The sequence below is a fragment of the Alcanivorax sp. genome, assembly GCF_002733835.1.
In the GTDB taxonomy this organism is placed as follows: domain Bacteria; phylum Pseudomonadota; class Gammaproteobacteria; order Pseudomonadales; family Alcanivoracaceae; genus Alcanivorax.
In genome coordinates, this window is sequence record NZ_NVWY01000002.1 from 157,244 (window position 1) to 173,482 (window position 16,239).

Here is a 16,239-nt window from a genome sequence, read left to right on the forward strand (position 1 = left end):
TTATTGTTTTTTACTCGGGCAACAGCAGCTCCCATTTGCAACAGGTCCCATCATTCTTCCTGATACAAACCACCGCCCGAGCTAATGCATAATTCTTACACATCACGAAAAAAAATAAATCCCCTGTGTACTCTATTATTAACGACTAGCCGGTCATCCCGTTATTCGCCCCGTACAGCTCCATCAGGCGACTCCCGGAAATCAGGATGAAAGTATACGGCCCAGTACTTCTGCCACGTTACCAGATGCATTTTTTTGCACATTGGCAAGCACTTCTGCCAGCCGCTCCCGGCGCTGCGGTTCAAGCCGAGGCAAGCGCGCCGCACCATTGGCAAGGCGGGCCGCCACCTGCGGATTGATGGCATCCAGCCGGGACAGTGCCTGAGCAAACAACCGGTAGCCCTCCCCATTTTCCGCATGGAAGGCTGACGGGTTGCCATTGGTGAATGTACCCACCAGTGCCCTCACCCGATTTGGCGTTTTCCAGTCAAAGGCCGGGTGTTCGAGCAGGCCATTGACTCGCTCGACGGTCTGCTCGCCCGGCACCGTAGCCTGCACCGCAAACCACTGATCCATCACCAGCGCCTCTTCCTGCCAACGCTCGGCAAACTGTGCCAGTGCCTGATCAGCCCCCGGCAAGCCATGGTGCACCAGTACCTTCAGCGCGCCCAGCTCTTCGCTCATGCACAGGGGAAGCTCGAACAGTTCCACCGCCAATCGCGCCGCTTCGTCGTGTCCGCCTGCTGCCAAAAAGTCCAGTGCCAGATTACGTAATTGCCGCCGCCCCATGGCACGGCCATCCATGCTCAATTCCGTCGCCAGCAGGTTTTCTGCCAGCGACAGCCAGTACGGTTGCAGAGCCTTGCCCAGTGCCCGTTTCATGGCACGGTGAGCCCGGTGAATGGATGCCGGGCTCAAGGGTGTATGCCGGTCACCCAATGCCACTTCACTGGGCAAGGTGAGCAACAACGCGGCCTGAGCGGGATCTTCATCGCTGCGTGCAATGACCTGTTCCAGCACGGGCACCAGCGCCGCAGCTTCAGCATCCGCCTCCCCAGGCTCAACCACCAGCCGATCCAGGGCGGCAAAGTAAAGGCGCTGAGCCGCATTCCAGCGGCAATAGCCATCACTGTCATACGCCAGCAGTCGTGCCAGCTGCGCCTGCGTGTAGGCATAATCCAGCACCACCGGGGCAGAGAATCCACGCAGTAACGAGGGCGTCACACCTTCAGGCACCGCGAAAGACACGGTTTGTTGCACCTGATCCACAATGATGACCTGCTCACCCTGCCCGTTCGCGCCCAGCGCACAGGGCGCACCCTGTTCATCCAGCAGGGCCAGACGGATCGGGATCACCAGAGGCTGCTTGTCCTCCTGACCGGGGGTGACAGGAGTATGTTGCCGAAAAGTGAGGTGATATTGCCCGTCACGGTACGCGTCGGTAACGGTCAGCACCGGCGTGCCCGCCTGGCTGTACCAACGCTTGAACTGGTCCAGATCACGGCCGGAAACGGCCTCCATGCTGGCTACGAAGTCATCACAGGTTACCGCCTTGCCATCATTTACCTCGAAATAATGGTCTGTCGCCCTGCGGAAATTCTCCGCCCCCAGCAGGTGATACTGCATGCGAACAATTTCCGCGCCCTTTTCATAAATGGTCAGGGTGTAGAAATTATCAATCTTCTGGTATTCCTCCGGACGAACAGCGTGAGCCATGGGCCCCTGATCTTCCGGGAATTGGTGATTCACCAGGAAATCCACGTTCTCCACCCGCTGAACGGCAGCGGAATTCATGTCCGCCGAAAACTGCTGATCGCGAAAGACCGTAAACCCTTCCTTGAGGCTTAGCTGGAACCAGTCGCGACAGGTAACCCGGTTACCGGACCAGTTATGGAAGTATTCGTGAGCCACCACGGATTCCACCCGCTGGAACCCTGCGTCTGTGGTAGTCGCGGGATGGGCCAGCACACAGGAGGTGTTGAAGATATTCAGGCCCTTGTTTTCCATGGCCCCCATGTTGAAGTGGCTGACCGCCACGATCATGTAGATATCCAGATCGTATTCCCGGCCGTAAACCTGCTCATCCCAGCGCATGGCGTTTTTCAGCGACGCCATGGCATGGTCCAGCTTGTCCAGATCACGGTGCTCGGCATACAGGCGCAATGCCACCTTGCGCCCGGATACCGTCACGAAAGTGTCCTCCAGACAAGCCAAGTCACCGGCCACCAGCGCAAACAGATAACAGGGTTTCGGAAACGGGTCTTCCCAGGTCACCCAGTGGCGATCCCCCTCTTCTCCCTGATCTATCGGATTGCCATTGGAGAGCAGTAGCGGATAGCGGGCCTTGTCGGCCCTTACCGTGGTAGTGAACCGGGCCAGCACATCCGGACGATCCGGGAAAAACGTAATATGGCGAAAACCTTCCGCTTCGCACTGGGTGCAGTACATGCCATTGGACTGGTATAACCCTTCCAGCGCGGTATTTTTTTCCGGCTCAATATCCACCACAGAAGTGAGTGTGCAGACTTCAGGTAAACCCTCAACGGTTAACAAACCGTTTTCATAGTGGTAACGGTCGCTATTGAGCACCACATCATCCAGCGCCAGAGTACGCAAGAGGAGGCCTTCACCATTGAAGGTCATTACTGTGGCGTCAGGAGAGGCAGGATTACGACGTAACGACAAGCTACTGGTCACGGTGGTGACGCCATCGCGGATATCCACATCCAGCGCCACCCGGTCAACCAGATAGGCCGGCGGCTGGTAGTCCGCCAGACGGGTGGTTTTCACTGCACTGTGCGCGGTTTCCATTTACTGCTCCTGACAAATCACGGGAACCGCCATCATAATCGCTAGCCCAGAACGACAACACCCCGCCGAAGCGGGGTGTTGTCGTTTTAGCAGACTGACTTAGCTTTTACGGGGTTTCAACGAAGTTTGCAGCGGCGCCGCCTCCTGCCGTTCCTACTGATGTTGCAGCCCCCCCGGACAGAATAAAGCTTACCACTTCGGTTTGCAGTTCACCTGTGGCCAAAAGCTCCAGATCAGTTGGAGCCACCCCGTCATCTCCACATTCATTAGGACGCAACAGAGACGCATGGTGACCGATGGTCAAGTTCACCAACTCCGCTGCATCGCCCAGCAGCATCGCCAGCGGTGTTGTGCCCGCCAAAGGCGCACCTTCAGCCTCATTAGGTACAACTTTATCCGATGTATGCAAAGGTAATTGCCCTCCAGGAACGTCGCAGCTGACACTTTCATCTGCTCCGCCACCGACAATCTGTTGTACCAGCACAGGGACATCCAGTGCGCCCAACGCCTGAGCAAAGTTCACCGGATCACCGGAATCCACAGTGCTTTGCGCAACATATAGGAACCGTTCGTAATTGGTAGTACCTTCTTCGACACCATTAGCAGCCAAGCCCGCCTTGATAGTCGGGCCCAAAGTCGAGGAATTATTAAGGATCTGACTTAACTGGCTGCCACCAGCCGAAACCACCAGCCCTTTAATGGGGTTCAAATTGGAATCCACCCCATCCAAGCCCCTCGCCTGCTCATTTACTGTGGCAAATACCGAACCGACAATGCTGCCCAAAGAATGCCCCACAACGTACAGCTTGCTCTTATCAAACAGCAAGGTCCCTGGGTCTGCATCATCATCAAGGTCCTGAGCCGCAATGGCATCCAGACTTGCATTAACATTCAGCAGGTCCATTACAGCCTGACGGAGATTATCACGGGTATTCGTCAGGTTCCCCAGATTAACAAACCAGGCGCCAGAGCGATCCAGCTCGGTTGGGGCATCAAAATTCATTTCCACTGGCTGCGCAGTCTCACTTTGCGCGACGTTAAAGTGGCGCTCACGAGGAGCCGCATCACCATATAAAGCAGGATACAAAAGAGTACCGGCCCCAGGTGCCCCCTCAGGGATCAAAACCTTCTCAACATTTAACGCCGATACAAAAGGACTATTGGCGGCAATACCATGGACCGGCAAATCAATCGCCACCGTCGCCACGCACTGACTAGCCAGCGTATGCGCCAGCGCAACAACAGAGGCACGATCACTGGTAATACCATGGATGTAAAGCGCTACGGGATAGCCCCCCGAAATCGGATTATCAGGCACTGCCGTCAGCTGCGAACAAGTAGCCCCGCCCCCAAAGTCAGGCTGATAATCAGGTTCAGGCAACGTCACCTGCAACGGCACGGACTCTGTGGTCTTTTCTTCAGCGAACGGGTACCGGTAGGTCACATTTAAGCTACCGTCCTCGTCTTGCGGAACAGTTGCTCCAATATTGCCCGCCAAAGTGGTATCAGGGCGCCAGCTCTCTGCCAGATAGGAAGGATCAAAAGGCACTGCCTTGCTAGCGGCAGACTGATAGTAAGGCAGGGTAATCTGCCCGGTGAACAAAGAGCCAACTTCGCAAGGCAACTGGCCTGGCTGAGGTTGCGCACAATCAGTCCCAGTCAAACGCGCAATATCCAGTGACGTTTGAACGCTAACAGCCACATCACGAGACACAGGAGTACTATTATCAAGCGCGCCAGGAATTCCTTGAGCCCGCGGTGCCGCCATGGCCACTAGCGGCGCAATCGGGTTGGTGGTGGTGAAGGTAAAGGAAATAGCCAGCGAGTCTTTGGCTGCCTGAGACGTCGGGTCACCAGTCAACACCGCCGCAGCCAGCGATTCCCATCCCTTAACCGCGTCACCAAGAGAGCCTGTGACGGGGCCACCTAGCGCCTTATATTTAAGCGACCCGACCACCGGCTTGCCAGTGCTATCCTTGACACCATTAGTGATAAAAACCAAGTACTTCGTTGCGGGCAGTAGCGGCTTGAGTGGGGTAATACGCAGCGTGTTTTTCACACTGTCGTCTTCGACGTCGAGCGACACTGCACTGGCGCTAATCGCCGTCTCAGCCAGCGCATCCACATCAGGCATTGGTACCACACCCTCAGGCGGGGACAAGGCATCACCCTCGATGGCTAAAGGCACCAGGAAGACATTGGGGGAAACATCGGGTTCGCATTCGACGGCCAGCGTACAAAGGCTGAGAGGGTCCAGACTGCCACCGTCATCACCACCGGCAAAGGCGATGTCAAAATACGCCGAGGTGGAAAATCCATCTAATTGATTCAGTGCCGCCGTCACTGGATTACTGGGAACGCCGGCATCGGCAGTGCCGTCGGTGCTGTCTGCGAAAACCAAATCTGTATTGAGCGGCAGATCCGAGGCCACGGGATTAAAACGGGCGTACGTGCCGTATTCAGCGGGGGGCGCGCCGTTTGCGTCAACGGGAATGCCCCCCTCACTCTGATCCGGTACGGTATCGTCGCTGCCGCCACAAGCAGCCAGCGCCATAGCTACTGCCAGAGGCAGTACCTTTTTATAAGTATTCATGATCTCTCCCAAACCACTTTTTATTATCTAATTCCTGCCGTTGCCTGCACTTACACTCAGGGGGGCTTGATACAAGCAGCAGAAGGCTCTTTAGCCAAACGAATTATTTGTGCCTACGCTAACCCCACTACCGAAGCAGGGTTTCTAGGAAGAATACATTAATTCCGTTTTTCCACAAACGCGCGTAACAGAAAAATAATGGCGAGAAACGCCGGCAGGCGTTTTTTCAGGGACGACTCGCCGGTCACCGACGAAAAGTATTCAAATACTTAAAATATGTTTACTGCAGCGTATCCGGGCCACGCAAGATTACCGGCTGCTCTTCCGGTTTTTCTTCACTGCTCTTGCAGGCCTGTTCCATATACCCGGTGCGCTGCTCTTCAGGCAGGTTTTTTTGCTCCCAGGCAATCACTGCCTGCAGGCAGAGCTCTTTTTGCTCGCGGGTTAAAACCCGGCCATCCGCCCACTTGCCGGTTTCCACTGCACGGCGCATGTTGTCGCAGGCTTGCGGGGTCATGGACGCAATAAGATCTTCAAAGCTCTGGTAGTTCATATCGATAACTCATTTTAAAACGGCAGCACGCCAAACGTCTGGCGCATCATGGGTGGTCGTTGCGGCTGCAGGAGCTTGCTTGCAAGCGAAAACGGTTCGGCTGCAAGCAGCTTCCTACAGACACACCATCAACTGCCATCACCAGGCCGGCTACTCCAGCCCAGCTTGGAGCGGCACGCCTGATAAAAATCATGCCCAGGAGGATGAATCAGCTGCAAGCGATGCGGTTTTTTGCGGATCGCGATCACATCATCCACCTGCAGACGAATCCCTTCTGTGCCATCGCAGCTGACCAGGGGCCGTACTTTTTCCGTGGTGATATGGATCTTGATTTCACTGTCACCCGCCACCACCAGCGGACGGCTGGTCAAGGTGTGAGGATTCAGGGGCACCAGCACCATGGCATCCAGCTTGGGATGCATGATGGGGCCACCACCGGACAGGGCGTAGGCGGTAGAGCCGGTGGGCGTAGAGATAATCAGGCCATCGGAGCGCTGTCCGTAGACAAAGTGCCCGTCGATCATCAATTCAAAATCGATCATGTGCACACTGTCACCCGACAGCAGCACAATGTCGTTCAGGGCGCTACCCCCACCCACCACCGTTTTGCCCCGCCGCACTTCCAGATCCAGCAGGAAACGCTTCTCCGTACTGTACTCGCCATCCAGCACCTGACCGACCCGGGATTCGATTTCAGAGGGAAGAATGTCGGTAAGAAAACCCAGGTGGCCGCGGTTCACACCCAGTACCGGCACGTTATAGCGGGACAACGTACGCGCTGCGCCCAGCAGGCTACCATCCCCGCCAACCACAATCACCAGATCACAGGACTCCCCCATTTGTGAGGCACTGGCGGCCTGCAAGCCCATCTCCGGGAGATTGCCGATAATGTGTTTATCGAGGATGACGGTGCAATCACGGCCATGCAGGAAATGGATCAGCTGGCGCAACGAATAGAGCGCCTGCTCACTTTCAGACCGTGCGATTAAACCAATATTGCGAAATTTCTCTTGCGCCACAGGGGGGGATCTCATTCAGGTAATGCTGCGTCGGGTGATGCGAAACCCGAAGGCCGGGCAGCCTCACCATCCGGCAAGCGCTACCCCTGAGTCAGGTACTCGTGCAGGGTACCAGCATTGGCATTCAGGCCGCCATCCAACACGATCACATCCAGGCCGGCGTTTTTTAACAGAAAAGCGGCGGTGGCGCTACGTCGGCCGGTATCACAGTAGGCGATATAGGTCTTGCCCGGATCCAACAAACGGGATTTGAGGCGCAATACGTTAAGCGGCATATTGGTAGCCCCGACCAAATGCTCCTGGTCGAATTCGTCACTGGTACGCACATCCAGCCACCAGGCCCCCTTCTCTGCGGAAGACAACACCTGATCGCCGGGCATGGTATTAATGATGGGCTCGCGCAGTAGCGCATCGAAGTCCTGCCGATCCAGCTTCATCAGCACACCGTCCGTGGCCATGGTCACCGTGGCGTTACGCGGCTTGCCGGACAACAGCGCCTCCTCACCAAACCACTGCCCTTCTTCCAGCATGGCCACAGGCGTGGGCTCACTCTCGCCCATGCTGATCGACACCTCGCATACGCCTTCTTTCAGGATATAGCAGCAATCAGCGGCCTCTCCCTGACGAATAATCACCTCACCTTCTTTGTGGCGGGTGGCTTTGAGACGCCGAAAGATTTCCAGGATATTGGTCGGCGGCACCCGATGAAAAAGCTTGGACTTGAGCAACCGGATCATCCATTCCCGGTCGTTCTGGTAGGCAGAGTTGGCATTAATATCAAGAATGACGTAACCCGCCGACTGGTCCCATGACAAAATGGTATCCAGCCGGAAGCTGTCAAAGCGCACCACACTCACCTCACCCACGGCTTTTGCGGTACTGCGCCGGGGCTGCACATGCTCCAGTGGGTGCCAGGATGCGGTATCCCCAGCACTGACTGTATGGCTATTGCCGTCTTCATCGGTTAGTTCAACCCGGCCGCTAAGCAGGTAAATCGTGGTGTTGTCCTGATCTCCCAGCGAAAAAAGGGCATCACCTGACGCATAGCGGCACACTTCCTGCTGGTCGAGCAGCCAGTCCAGTTGATCCCCAGACAGCGCGTTAACCGGCACAAACGTCTGTAACAGGCTTTTATCGATGGATTCCTGCGCCATAACAGCGGCTCCCGATGTTCTTGTTGTTGCAATGGTGATTGCAATTCTGCCAGGCCAAAGCCCCTATCAGAAAAAAGTACTGCAAAAATCTTACCAATCAAGCACCTGGCGGACCCAGTTCACAATTGCTCGCTCAACGGAATCGCAGCACATTGTCGATGGCAGAGTCATTGCGGCAGTTCGGGCAGCGGTTAGCATTGCAATCTGACACCCCGGGCTTGAACTGATTGGGCACCTCCACACGGATTACCCGCTTGCCACAGGGAGACTGGTCGGCCCCAACGGGAACCTGACAGGTGGGGCTTTCATAGTGCGCCAACCAGGCCCGGTAATGATCCTCGGTTACCAGGCATTTGCGTGCCGCAAAGGCGATCGGGTTTTCCATGTAGCTGGCCACCTGGTCCGCGGCAATGGAAATGTGCCCCGCTCCAGGGTGAAAGGCGATAAAGCTCAGCCCCAGTTCTTCCAGCTTCTCCAGGGTCTTCTGGGCCCCGCTGTTCGCATCTTTCGCCTTATTGCGTTTTTGTTCGGCAATTTCCCCACGGAGCTGGCCAATCAGGTCATCGCGGGTCAGTACATCCATTTCCAGTGCGTGCAGCTGCTCGGACATCTTCGCCCGCTCTTCCTCCAGCCGCTGCTCCAGCGCCAGTTTGTACTGTTCCGTCAGCACCTCCATTTCGCTTCCCTGGTGCTCACTGCGGCGGCTCTGCTCTTCCAAACTCTGATTCAGGGACAACAACTGCCCTTTCAGGGATTCATTCTGCTCCCGCAAGGCGCCATTCTGGGATTTGATCGCCTTGAACTGGCCCATCACCTTTTCCAGCTGGGCATTGAGGATTTCTTCTTTCTGCTGAGCCGCATAGCGCACCTTGGCGGCATCTTCAGACTGGGTGTTTTCCAGGGTCTGCACCCGCAGGCGCAGCTCTTTGATAATGCGTGCCAGGCGAACACGCTCCTGATCCGCTTTCTTTTGCGACTCATCGGCTTCCGGTGCGATTGTAGGAGCAGAGGATCCCACCACTGGCGGTGCAGCGGCATCCATCTCATCATCCATTTCCAGGCCCATTTTCGGGCCTCGCTCACGAATGGAATCACGGATCGCGATAAAATCATTGGCACCGGGCTTCATTCCCGGGTCCCACATCTGGTCCTGATGCCAGGCCACCGGGCACTGACTACGGCAGGCAAGACGAATCGGGCCTGCGCCCATGTCCGGGCCCTGGCCTGCGTGTTCCGCCAGATGACGCAACGGCACATTCCAGGTGGTATCGGCCATACCGTCTTCATCGAAATCAATGGTGAACAATACCAGCGAGCGCACTCGTAACTGGCCATTCACCAGGCAATAGGCCCCGCGCACCTCTTTGTCTGCAAACTCCGGCACCCCCACCATCCCATCAAGAATGGCTTCGAAATCCGCGTAGAGCATGCTTTTGGAAATACCCCGATGATCAAAAAACAGAATTGCTTCCGAGGTAACAGAGGATGCAGCCATGGTGCCGGTCCTTCCCTTGAAATTATTTTATAGGTGGCCGCCGCAGGCAGATGCGTCGCACATCGCGTCACTCCCAAAAGTGACACCTACAGTCGCGGCGCTGCCAATTATAGTCAGGCCTTATGGAAAGAGTGTGACCTGAAAGGCAGTTAAACAAAAGTCACGCCAATAGCTTGCGTCAGACAACGCCATCAGAACAGTACCGGGGTCACGTTGCGGCAGAAAAGGCAGACAGAAATGAGGCGGGATGGACGGAGGGGCAACCAAAGAGGGGCAGAGAACGGCGAAGGATTACAACTCCTCGCCGTCATCTGCCCAATCATCATCTTCCAGCCACTCTTCCAAGCTTTCCATCAGCAGCTTTTCTTCCAGACGCTCTTCCAGATAATCATCCATTGTCTTTTTCCTTCTATCGTTTCACATGTTGTCCGTGAAATTAGACAGAAAGAAAGTGACAAGTTCATGAAAGGTAACGCCAGATGCCTGACGCTGGATGCCTGACAAAGAAAAACCGGGAGCACGCAAGGACAAAGGCAAGAACTAACAACGCAGGAACAGCGACCGTTTTGCGTCAAACATCAGGCATTTGGCATCAAGCGTGCCGTTTTCAGCGTTTTTCACACACAAAAAAGGCCCTCCCGAAGGAGAGCCTTTCTTGCTGAATAGTGGCGGAGCGGACGGGACTCGAACCCGCGACCCCCGGCGTGACAGGCCGGTATTCTAACCAACTGAACTACCGCTCCACTTATCCCTTTCGGAATTCTTTCACTTGCTAAATATGGTGGGTGATGACGGGATCGAACCGCCGACCCTCTGCTTGTAAGGCAGATGCTCTCCCAGCTGAGCTAATCACCCTTGTTCGCGCTGCGAAGTGGGCGCCATTTTAGGGATTGGGCCGGGGGTGTCAACGGCTTTTTTTCAGAAAGCCGTTCGTTTGCCTAGAAAATGGGCGATACGCCTAAAACTTGGACAAAACAGCCACAAAACCGGCGAAAATGGCACCGATCCATGCAGAGCACCACAGACGATCTACCCTGCCTCCAGCGCCTCAATTCTCGCTTTTGCCTCTTCCAGAGTGAATTTTCCCGGCAGAGACTGCCCATTCGGCCGGGCAATCAGATAATGATGCACATCCAGCGCCCAGGTCTGTCGGTTCAGCTCGCCCTCCTCGATGATGGAGTAACCGGTTTCTCCCCAGGCTATGGCATTACCAATCATGGTGCGGACTCACCAATGACCCGGGCCAGCATGATATCGGCCAGGTCATCCAGGCTCAGCGGCCCTTCACGGTCAAACCAGTTTGGGGCCCAGCCAGTCATCCCCGTCAGCAGGCGACGCATAATGAAAGGGTCCGTGGTGAATTCGCCCTGATCGTGCAATTCCGACAATACATCCAGCCACAGCTGCTCATAAATACTGCGTAATTTGAGCGCTCGAGCCTGCTTGTCTGCACTCAGACAGCGCCATTCGGTGACCATCACGGTCATCGCCTCGGCCGTATCTCCCACAATGGATTGCAGCTCCGCCCGAATCAGTGCCCGCAACTTGTCCTTTCCGGTCGCATGGGAGGCCACCGCCTGACGCAGCCGCTCGGTATTGAAGTGAATCACCTCCTCCATCACCGCATAGAGGATATCCTCCTTGGTCTTGAAGTGATGAAAGATGGAACCACTTTGAATCCCCACCGACGCCGCAATATCACGGACCGTGGTGCGGTCGAACCCCTTATCCCGAAACAGGTGAGCCGCGGCACTGAGCAGACGCCCGCGGGGAGAATCATCGATTCCATTAATTGCCAGTGACTCAGCCATTGCCATCCTCTTTTTTGTATAGGGGCATTATCCCGACTCCGGTCTGCAAGCTGCAAGGGCAGCGCCACCACCCTGCTCCGATAAAACTGTAGGAGCTTGCTTGCAAGCGAACCGAGCCCAAGCGAGGAAATCGGTGACGTTTCCTTTCATGCTTTCAAAAAAACGTCCAAGAAATCTGGAATGCCAGATTGCTCCGACGTCAAGCCCGGAGATATGCCTCGATTGAGGCTGTGCTGACGCACGGTTCGCTTGCAAGCAAGCTCCTACAGCGGCTTCGTAATTAATGCTCCATCGACCCGCCAAGCCCTTTACAAACCAAGCGCTTGCTTGGTAGCTTACGAGACCATGAACTCACACGCAAATGGAGCCACCATGTCAGAGCCTGTTCGCATCGGTTGTGCCGCCGGATTCTGGGGCGATACCAACAGTGCTGCCTTCCAGCTGGTCCACCAGACCGAGCTGGATTACCTGGTGTTCGATTACCTGGCCGAAGTCACCCTGTCGATCATGGCCGGGGCGCGGATGAAAGACCCCAACGCCGGCTATGCCCATGACTTTGTCACCAATGTGATGGCCCCTCTCGCCAAGGACATCAAGGCGAAAAACATCAAGGTGATCAGCAACGCCGGGGGCGTGAACCCCCGTGCCTGCCGCGATGCCCTGCAAAAAGCGTTTACGGCCGCCGGCGTGGAAATGAAGATTGCCCTGGTAGAAGGGGACGATCTGAATACACGCCGCAACGATTTTGCCGATGTGACCGAACTGGACAGCGGCGCCCCCCTGCCCCCCATGACGGTCACCATGAACGCCTACCTGGGCGCCCTGCCCATCAAGGCAGCACTGGATGCCGGCGCCGACATCGTGCTGACCGGCCGCATAGCCGACTCTGCCGTGGTGCTGGGCCCGCTGATGCACGAGTTCGACTGGTCCGCCGAGGATTACGACAAGCTGGCCCAGGGGTCGCTGGCCGGGCACGTGATCGAATGCGGCGCCCAATGCACCGGCGGCAACTTCACCGACTGGCGCGACGTGCCGGACTTCCACAACATGGGTTTCCCGGTGGCCGAATGCCATGCGGATGGCCACTTTGTGATCACCAAGCCTGACAACACCGGTGGTTTGGTCACCTGCGCCACCGTGGGCGAGCAGATCGTGTACGAAATTGGCGACCCCCGAGCCTATTTGCTGCCGGACGTGGTGTGCGATTTTACCCAGGTGACACTGGAACAGGTCGGCGAGCATCGAGTCAGCGTCTCCGGCGCCCGGGGCCTGCCCCCCACGGACAGCTATAAAGTCTCCGCCACCTACCCGGACGGCAACCGGATTACCGCCTCCTTTTTGATGGGGGGCATCGATGCACCCGCCAAAGGCCAGGTGGTCGCCGACGCCATACTCAAAAAAGTGGCCGGTCTCTTTCAGCAGCTCGGCATGGCCCCGTTCCGCGACACCAGTGTGGAAGTGCTCGGCAGCGAAAGTACCTATGGCGCTAATGCCCGCCGCGCGGACACCCGTGAAGTGGTGGTCAAAATCGCCGCCCTGCACGATGACAAGAAAGCGCTGGGCCTGTTTGCCCGGGAAATCGCCCAGGCCGCCACCGGCATGGCGCCGGGCCTTTCCGGCCTGGTCGGCGGCCGCCCCAAACCCTTCCCGCGCATCCGCCTGTTTTCTACCCTGGTAGAAAAAAGCGCAGTAACCGCCACTGTGGACCTGGATGGCAACACGCAATCCGTCGACATCCCCACCGGTCAGGTCTTTGATGCCAGCGCCCTGCCCCAGGACACGGACTACGGCACCGCCAACGACGATGCTGACACCGACACCACAGTGCCCCTGGTCAAACTGGCCTGGGCCCGCAGTGGCGACAAGGGCAATCATGCCAACATCGGCGTCATCGCTCGCAAGGCGGAATATTTGCCTTACCTGAATGCGGCGCTGACCGAGCAAAGTGTGGCCACATACATGCAGCACGTGCTGGACCCGGACGCAGGCAGCGTGCACCGCTGGTCCATGCCCGGCATGAATGCCTTCAACTTTCTGTTGAAAAACGCCCTGGGCGGCGGCGGCATCGCTTCGCTGCGCATTGACCCGCAAGGCAAGGCCTTTGCCCAGCAGTTACTGGATATGCCTGTAAAAGTAAGCAACGAAATCGCCAAAACACTCACAGAAAATGAATAATTTTGTGGGAAGTCATGCTTGCATGACGAATCGACGCCCACCACGACCGAGCGCTATTCGCGATGCAAGCATCGCTTCCCACAAAGAAGGACAAACCAAGGACTAAAACATGTCATACCGTTCCGTCTTTAAAGAAAACCTGTTCGCCGGCCAGAATATCATTGTCACCGGCGGCGGCTCCGGCATCGGCCGCTGTACCGCCCATGAGCTGGCAGCACTGGGCGCCCGTGTTGTGCTCATCGGCCGCAAGCAGGAAAAACTTGATGCGGTGGCTGCAGAAATTGCCGAAGACGGCGGCCAGGCTCTGGGATTCGCTTGCGACATCCGCGATGAAGAAGCGGTGAAAGCCACCGTGGCCGATGTCTACAAGGCGGTCGAGGTTGTCCATGGGCTGGTCAACAACGCCGGCGGCCAGTTCCCTTCCCCGCTGGCCCTGATCAGCCAGAAAGGCTGGGAAACCGTGGTACGCACCAACCTGACCGGCGGCTTTCTGATGGCCCGGGAAGTGTTCCTGCAGGGCATGAACAAAAACGGCGGTGCCATCGTCAACATCGTTGCCGACATGTGGGGGGGCATGCCGGGCATGGGCCACTCCGGCGCGGCTCGCGCGGGCATGGTCAACTTCACCCAGACCTCGGCCTACGAATGGGGCAGCTGTGGTGTGCGCGTCAACGCAGTGGCCCCGGGCTGGATCATGTCCAGCGGCATGGACACCTACCCGGAAAGCTTCAAGCAAACCCTGAAAACCCTGCGCGCCGCCGTACCGCTACAACGCATGGGCAATGAATCGGAAGTGTCCGGCGCAATCTGCTTCCTGCTCAGCGACGCGGCCGCCTTTATCAGTGGCGACACCCTGCGCATTGATGGTGCCGCCAGCCAGGGCAATGTGGCGATCTTCCCGCTGCCCGCCCACGACAAGAGCAAGCCGTTCGATGGCTTCCACCGTGCCACCACCCCGGACGTGTTCAAGGATCTCTAATGGCGACTCTCGACAGCGCACTTGACCCCAACAGCGAAGAATACCGCCAGAACCGCGAGGCCTTGCTCGCGGCCGTGGAGGAATTCCGTGCCATCGAACAGGCCGTCGTGGATACCGCGGAAAGCAAACGCGCCAAGTTTGAAAAGCGCGGCCAGCTGCTTCCCCACGAACGTATCTCCCGGCTGCTGGATGCAGGCTCCCCGTTTCTGAGTCTGATGAATCTGGCCGGCTATAAGATGCACGACGACAAGGACGGCACCGAAGCCGGCGGCAGCACCATTGCCGGCATTGGCTATGTGTCCGGCGTACGCTGTCTGGTCACCGCCTCTAACTCGGCCATCAAGGGCGGCACTATTTCCCCCTCCGGCCTGCACAAGACCCTGCGCCTGCAACGCATCGCCCTGGAAAACAAACTGCCGGTGGTCAGCCTGGTGGAATCCGGCGGTGCCAACCTGAACTACGCCGCAGAAGTATTCGTGGATGGCGCCCGCACCTTTGCCAACCAGGCACGCCTGTCCGCCGCAGGCATCCCTCAAATTACCGTGGTGCACGGTAACGCCACCGCCGGCGGGGCTTATCAGCCGGGCCTGTCTGATTACGTCGTGGTGGTTCGCGAACGCGCCAAGATGTTTCTGGCCGGCCCGCCGCTGCTGAAAGCCGCCACCGGGGAAATCGCCACCGACGAAGAGCTGGGCGGCGCCGAAATGCATGCAGGTACCGCCGGCACCGCCGAGTACCTGGCGCAATCCGATGCAGACGGTATCAGCCAGGCTCGAGATCTGGTGAAGCTACTGGGCTGGCGCCGGGCGGCGGCAACCACTCCCGAGCATGAAGAACCGAAATTCCCGCCGGAAGAACTGCTCGGCGTGGTACCTGCTGACGCCAAGAAGCCCTACGACGTGCGCGAAATCATCGCCCGTATCGTTGACGGTTCCGATTTTCTCGACTTCAAGAATGAGTGGGACAGCGCCACCGTCTGTGGCTGGAGCACCATCGAAGGCAAACCCGTGGGCATCATTGGCAATAATGGCCCGATTACCCCACGCGGCGCCGCCAAGGCGGCCCAGTTTATCCAGCTGTGCGACCAGACCCGTCGCCCCTTACTGTTCCTTCACAACACCACCGGTTTCATGGTCGGTACCGACGCGGAACAGAACGGCGTTATCAAGAACGGTTCGAAAATGCTGCAGGCGGTGGCCAACGCACGGGTGCCCAAAATCTCCATCGTGGTGGGCGGCTCCTACGGCGCCGGTAATTACGCCATGTGCGGGCGCGGCCTGGACCCGCGCTTCATCTTTGCCTGGCCCAATTCCAAAGTCGCCGTCATGGGTGGCCAGCAGGCCGGCATGGTGCTGCGAATCGTGGCCGAGGGAAAACAGCGGGCCAACGGTATCGAACCGGACCCCAAAGTGCTCGACATGCTGCAACAGACCACCGCCCAGAAACTCGACAGCCAGTCCACTGCCCTCTACGGCACGGCGCGCTTGTGGGACGACGGCATTATCGACCCCCGCGACACACGCCAGGTGGTGGCCTACGCCCTGGATATCTGCGATGACGCAGAGCAACGCCAGCTACACCCGAATTCATTCGGGGTGGCGAGACTATAAAAGCTACGAGCTTCTAGCTACGAGCAACCAGAAAACGCG

11 protein-coding genes and 2 tRNA genes are annotated in these 16,239 nt (G+C 57.4%); 3 read left to right on the top strand and 10 right to left on the bottom strand.

Annotated features, from left to right (window positions below; translation table 11 throughout):
* Positions 1–201: 201 nt before the first annotated feature.
* The 10 genes from pepN to COA55_RS02070 all read right to left on the bottom strand — a co-directional run bounded on the left by pepN (position 202) and on the right by COA55_RS02070 (position 11,436).
* On the bottom strand, positions 202–2,811 hold the full coding sequence (gene pepN / locus COA55_RS02025; RefSeq protein ID WP_290500385.1) for an aminopeptidase N: 2,610 nt from the start codon (positions 2,809–2,811) through the stop codon (positions 202–204).
* 106 nt (positions 2,812–2,917) lie between these two features.
* The gene (locus tag COA55_RS02030) at positions 2,918–5,404 is read right to left on the bottom strand and encodes a hypothetical protein (protein ID WP_290500386.1); all 2,487 of its coding nucleotides are present in this window, start codon (positions 5,402–5,404) and stop codon (positions 2,918–2,920) included.
* 280 nt (positions 5,405–5,684) lie between these two features.
* Positions 5,685–5,957 (bottom strand): DUF1315 family protein, encoded by a 273-nt coding sequence (locus COA55_RS02035; protein ID WP_063520240.1) that lies wholly within the window; start codon positions 5,955–5,957, stop codon positions 5,685–5,687.
* Positions 5,958–6,085: 128 nt separating this feature from the next.
* A complete protein-coding gene (locus tag COA55_RS02040) occupies positions 6,086–6,991 on the bottom strand; it encodes an NAD(+) kinase (protein WP_290500387.1) in 906 nt (301 codons plus the stop codon).
* A gap of 65 nt (positions 6,992–7,056) precedes the next feature.
* Positions 7,057–8,130, bottom strand: a complete 1,074-nt coding sequence (locus COA55_RS02045; protein ID WP_063538551.1) for a cyclic nucleotide-binding domain-containing protein — start codon at positions 8,128–8,130, stop codon at positions 7,057–7,059.
* Between the two features lie 133 nt (positions 8,131–8,263).
* Positions 8,264–9,625 carry a hypothetical protein gene (locus tag COA55_RS02050; RefSeq protein ID WP_063538553.1) on the bottom strand — a complete coding sequence of 454 codons (1,362 nt, stop codon included), beginning with the start codon at positions 9,623–9,625 and terminating at the stop codon, positions 8,264–8,266.
* 666 nt (positions 9,626–10,291) lie between these two features.
* Positions 10,292–10,368, bottom strand: a tRNA-Asp gene (locus COA55_RS02055).
* Between the two features lie 36 nt (positions 10,369–10,404).
* Positions 10,405–10,480, bottom strand: a tRNA-Val gene (locus COA55_RS02060).
* A 174-nt stretch (positions 10,481–10,654) separates the two neighbouring features.
* Positions 10,655–10,843 carry a hypothetical protein gene (locus COA55_RS02065; protein ID WP_063520823.1) on the bottom strand — a complete coding sequence of 63 codons (189 nt, stop codon included), beginning with the start codon at positions 10,841–10,843 and terminating at the stop codon, positions 10,655–10,657.
* The gene (locus COA55_RS02070; protein WP_290500391.1) at positions 10,840–11,436 is read right to left on the bottom strand and encodes a TetR/AcrR family transcriptional regulator; all 597 of its coding nucleotides are present in this window, start codon (positions 11,434–11,436) and stop codon (positions 10,840–10,842) included. The genes COA55_RS02065 and COA55_RS02070 overlap by 4 nt, the downstream gene beginning before the upstream one ends.
* Before the next feature lie 372 nt (positions 11,437–11,808).
* On the opposite strand from COA55_RS02070, the gene COA55_RS02075 reads away from it, so the two are divergent.
* The 3 genes from COA55_RS02075 to COA55_RS02085 all read left to right on the top strand — a co-directional run bounded on the left by COA55_RS02075 (position 11,809) and on the right by COA55_RS02085 (position 16,200).
* The gene (locus tag COA55_RS02075; protein WP_290500393.1) at positions 11,809–13,611 is read left to right on the top strand and encodes an acyclic terpene utilization AtuA family protein; all 1,803 of its coding nucleotides are present in this window, start codon (positions 11,809–11,811) and stop codon (positions 13,609–13,611) included.
* 109 nt (positions 13,612–13,720) lie between these two features.
* Entirely contained in the window at positions 13,721–14,590 is an 870-nt protein-coding gene (locus COA55_RS02080; protein WP_290500395.1) for an SDR family oxidoreductase, read from the top strand.
* Positions 14,590–16,200, top strand: a complete 1,611-nt coding sequence (locus tag COA55_RS02085) for an acyl-CoA carboxylase subunit beta (RefSeq protein WP_290500397.1) — start codon at positions 14,590–14,592, stop codon at positions 16,198–16,200. Before COA55_RS02080 ends, COA55_RS02085 begins: the two co-directional genes overlap by 1 nt.
* Positions 16,201–16,239 lie beyond the last annotated feature (39 nt).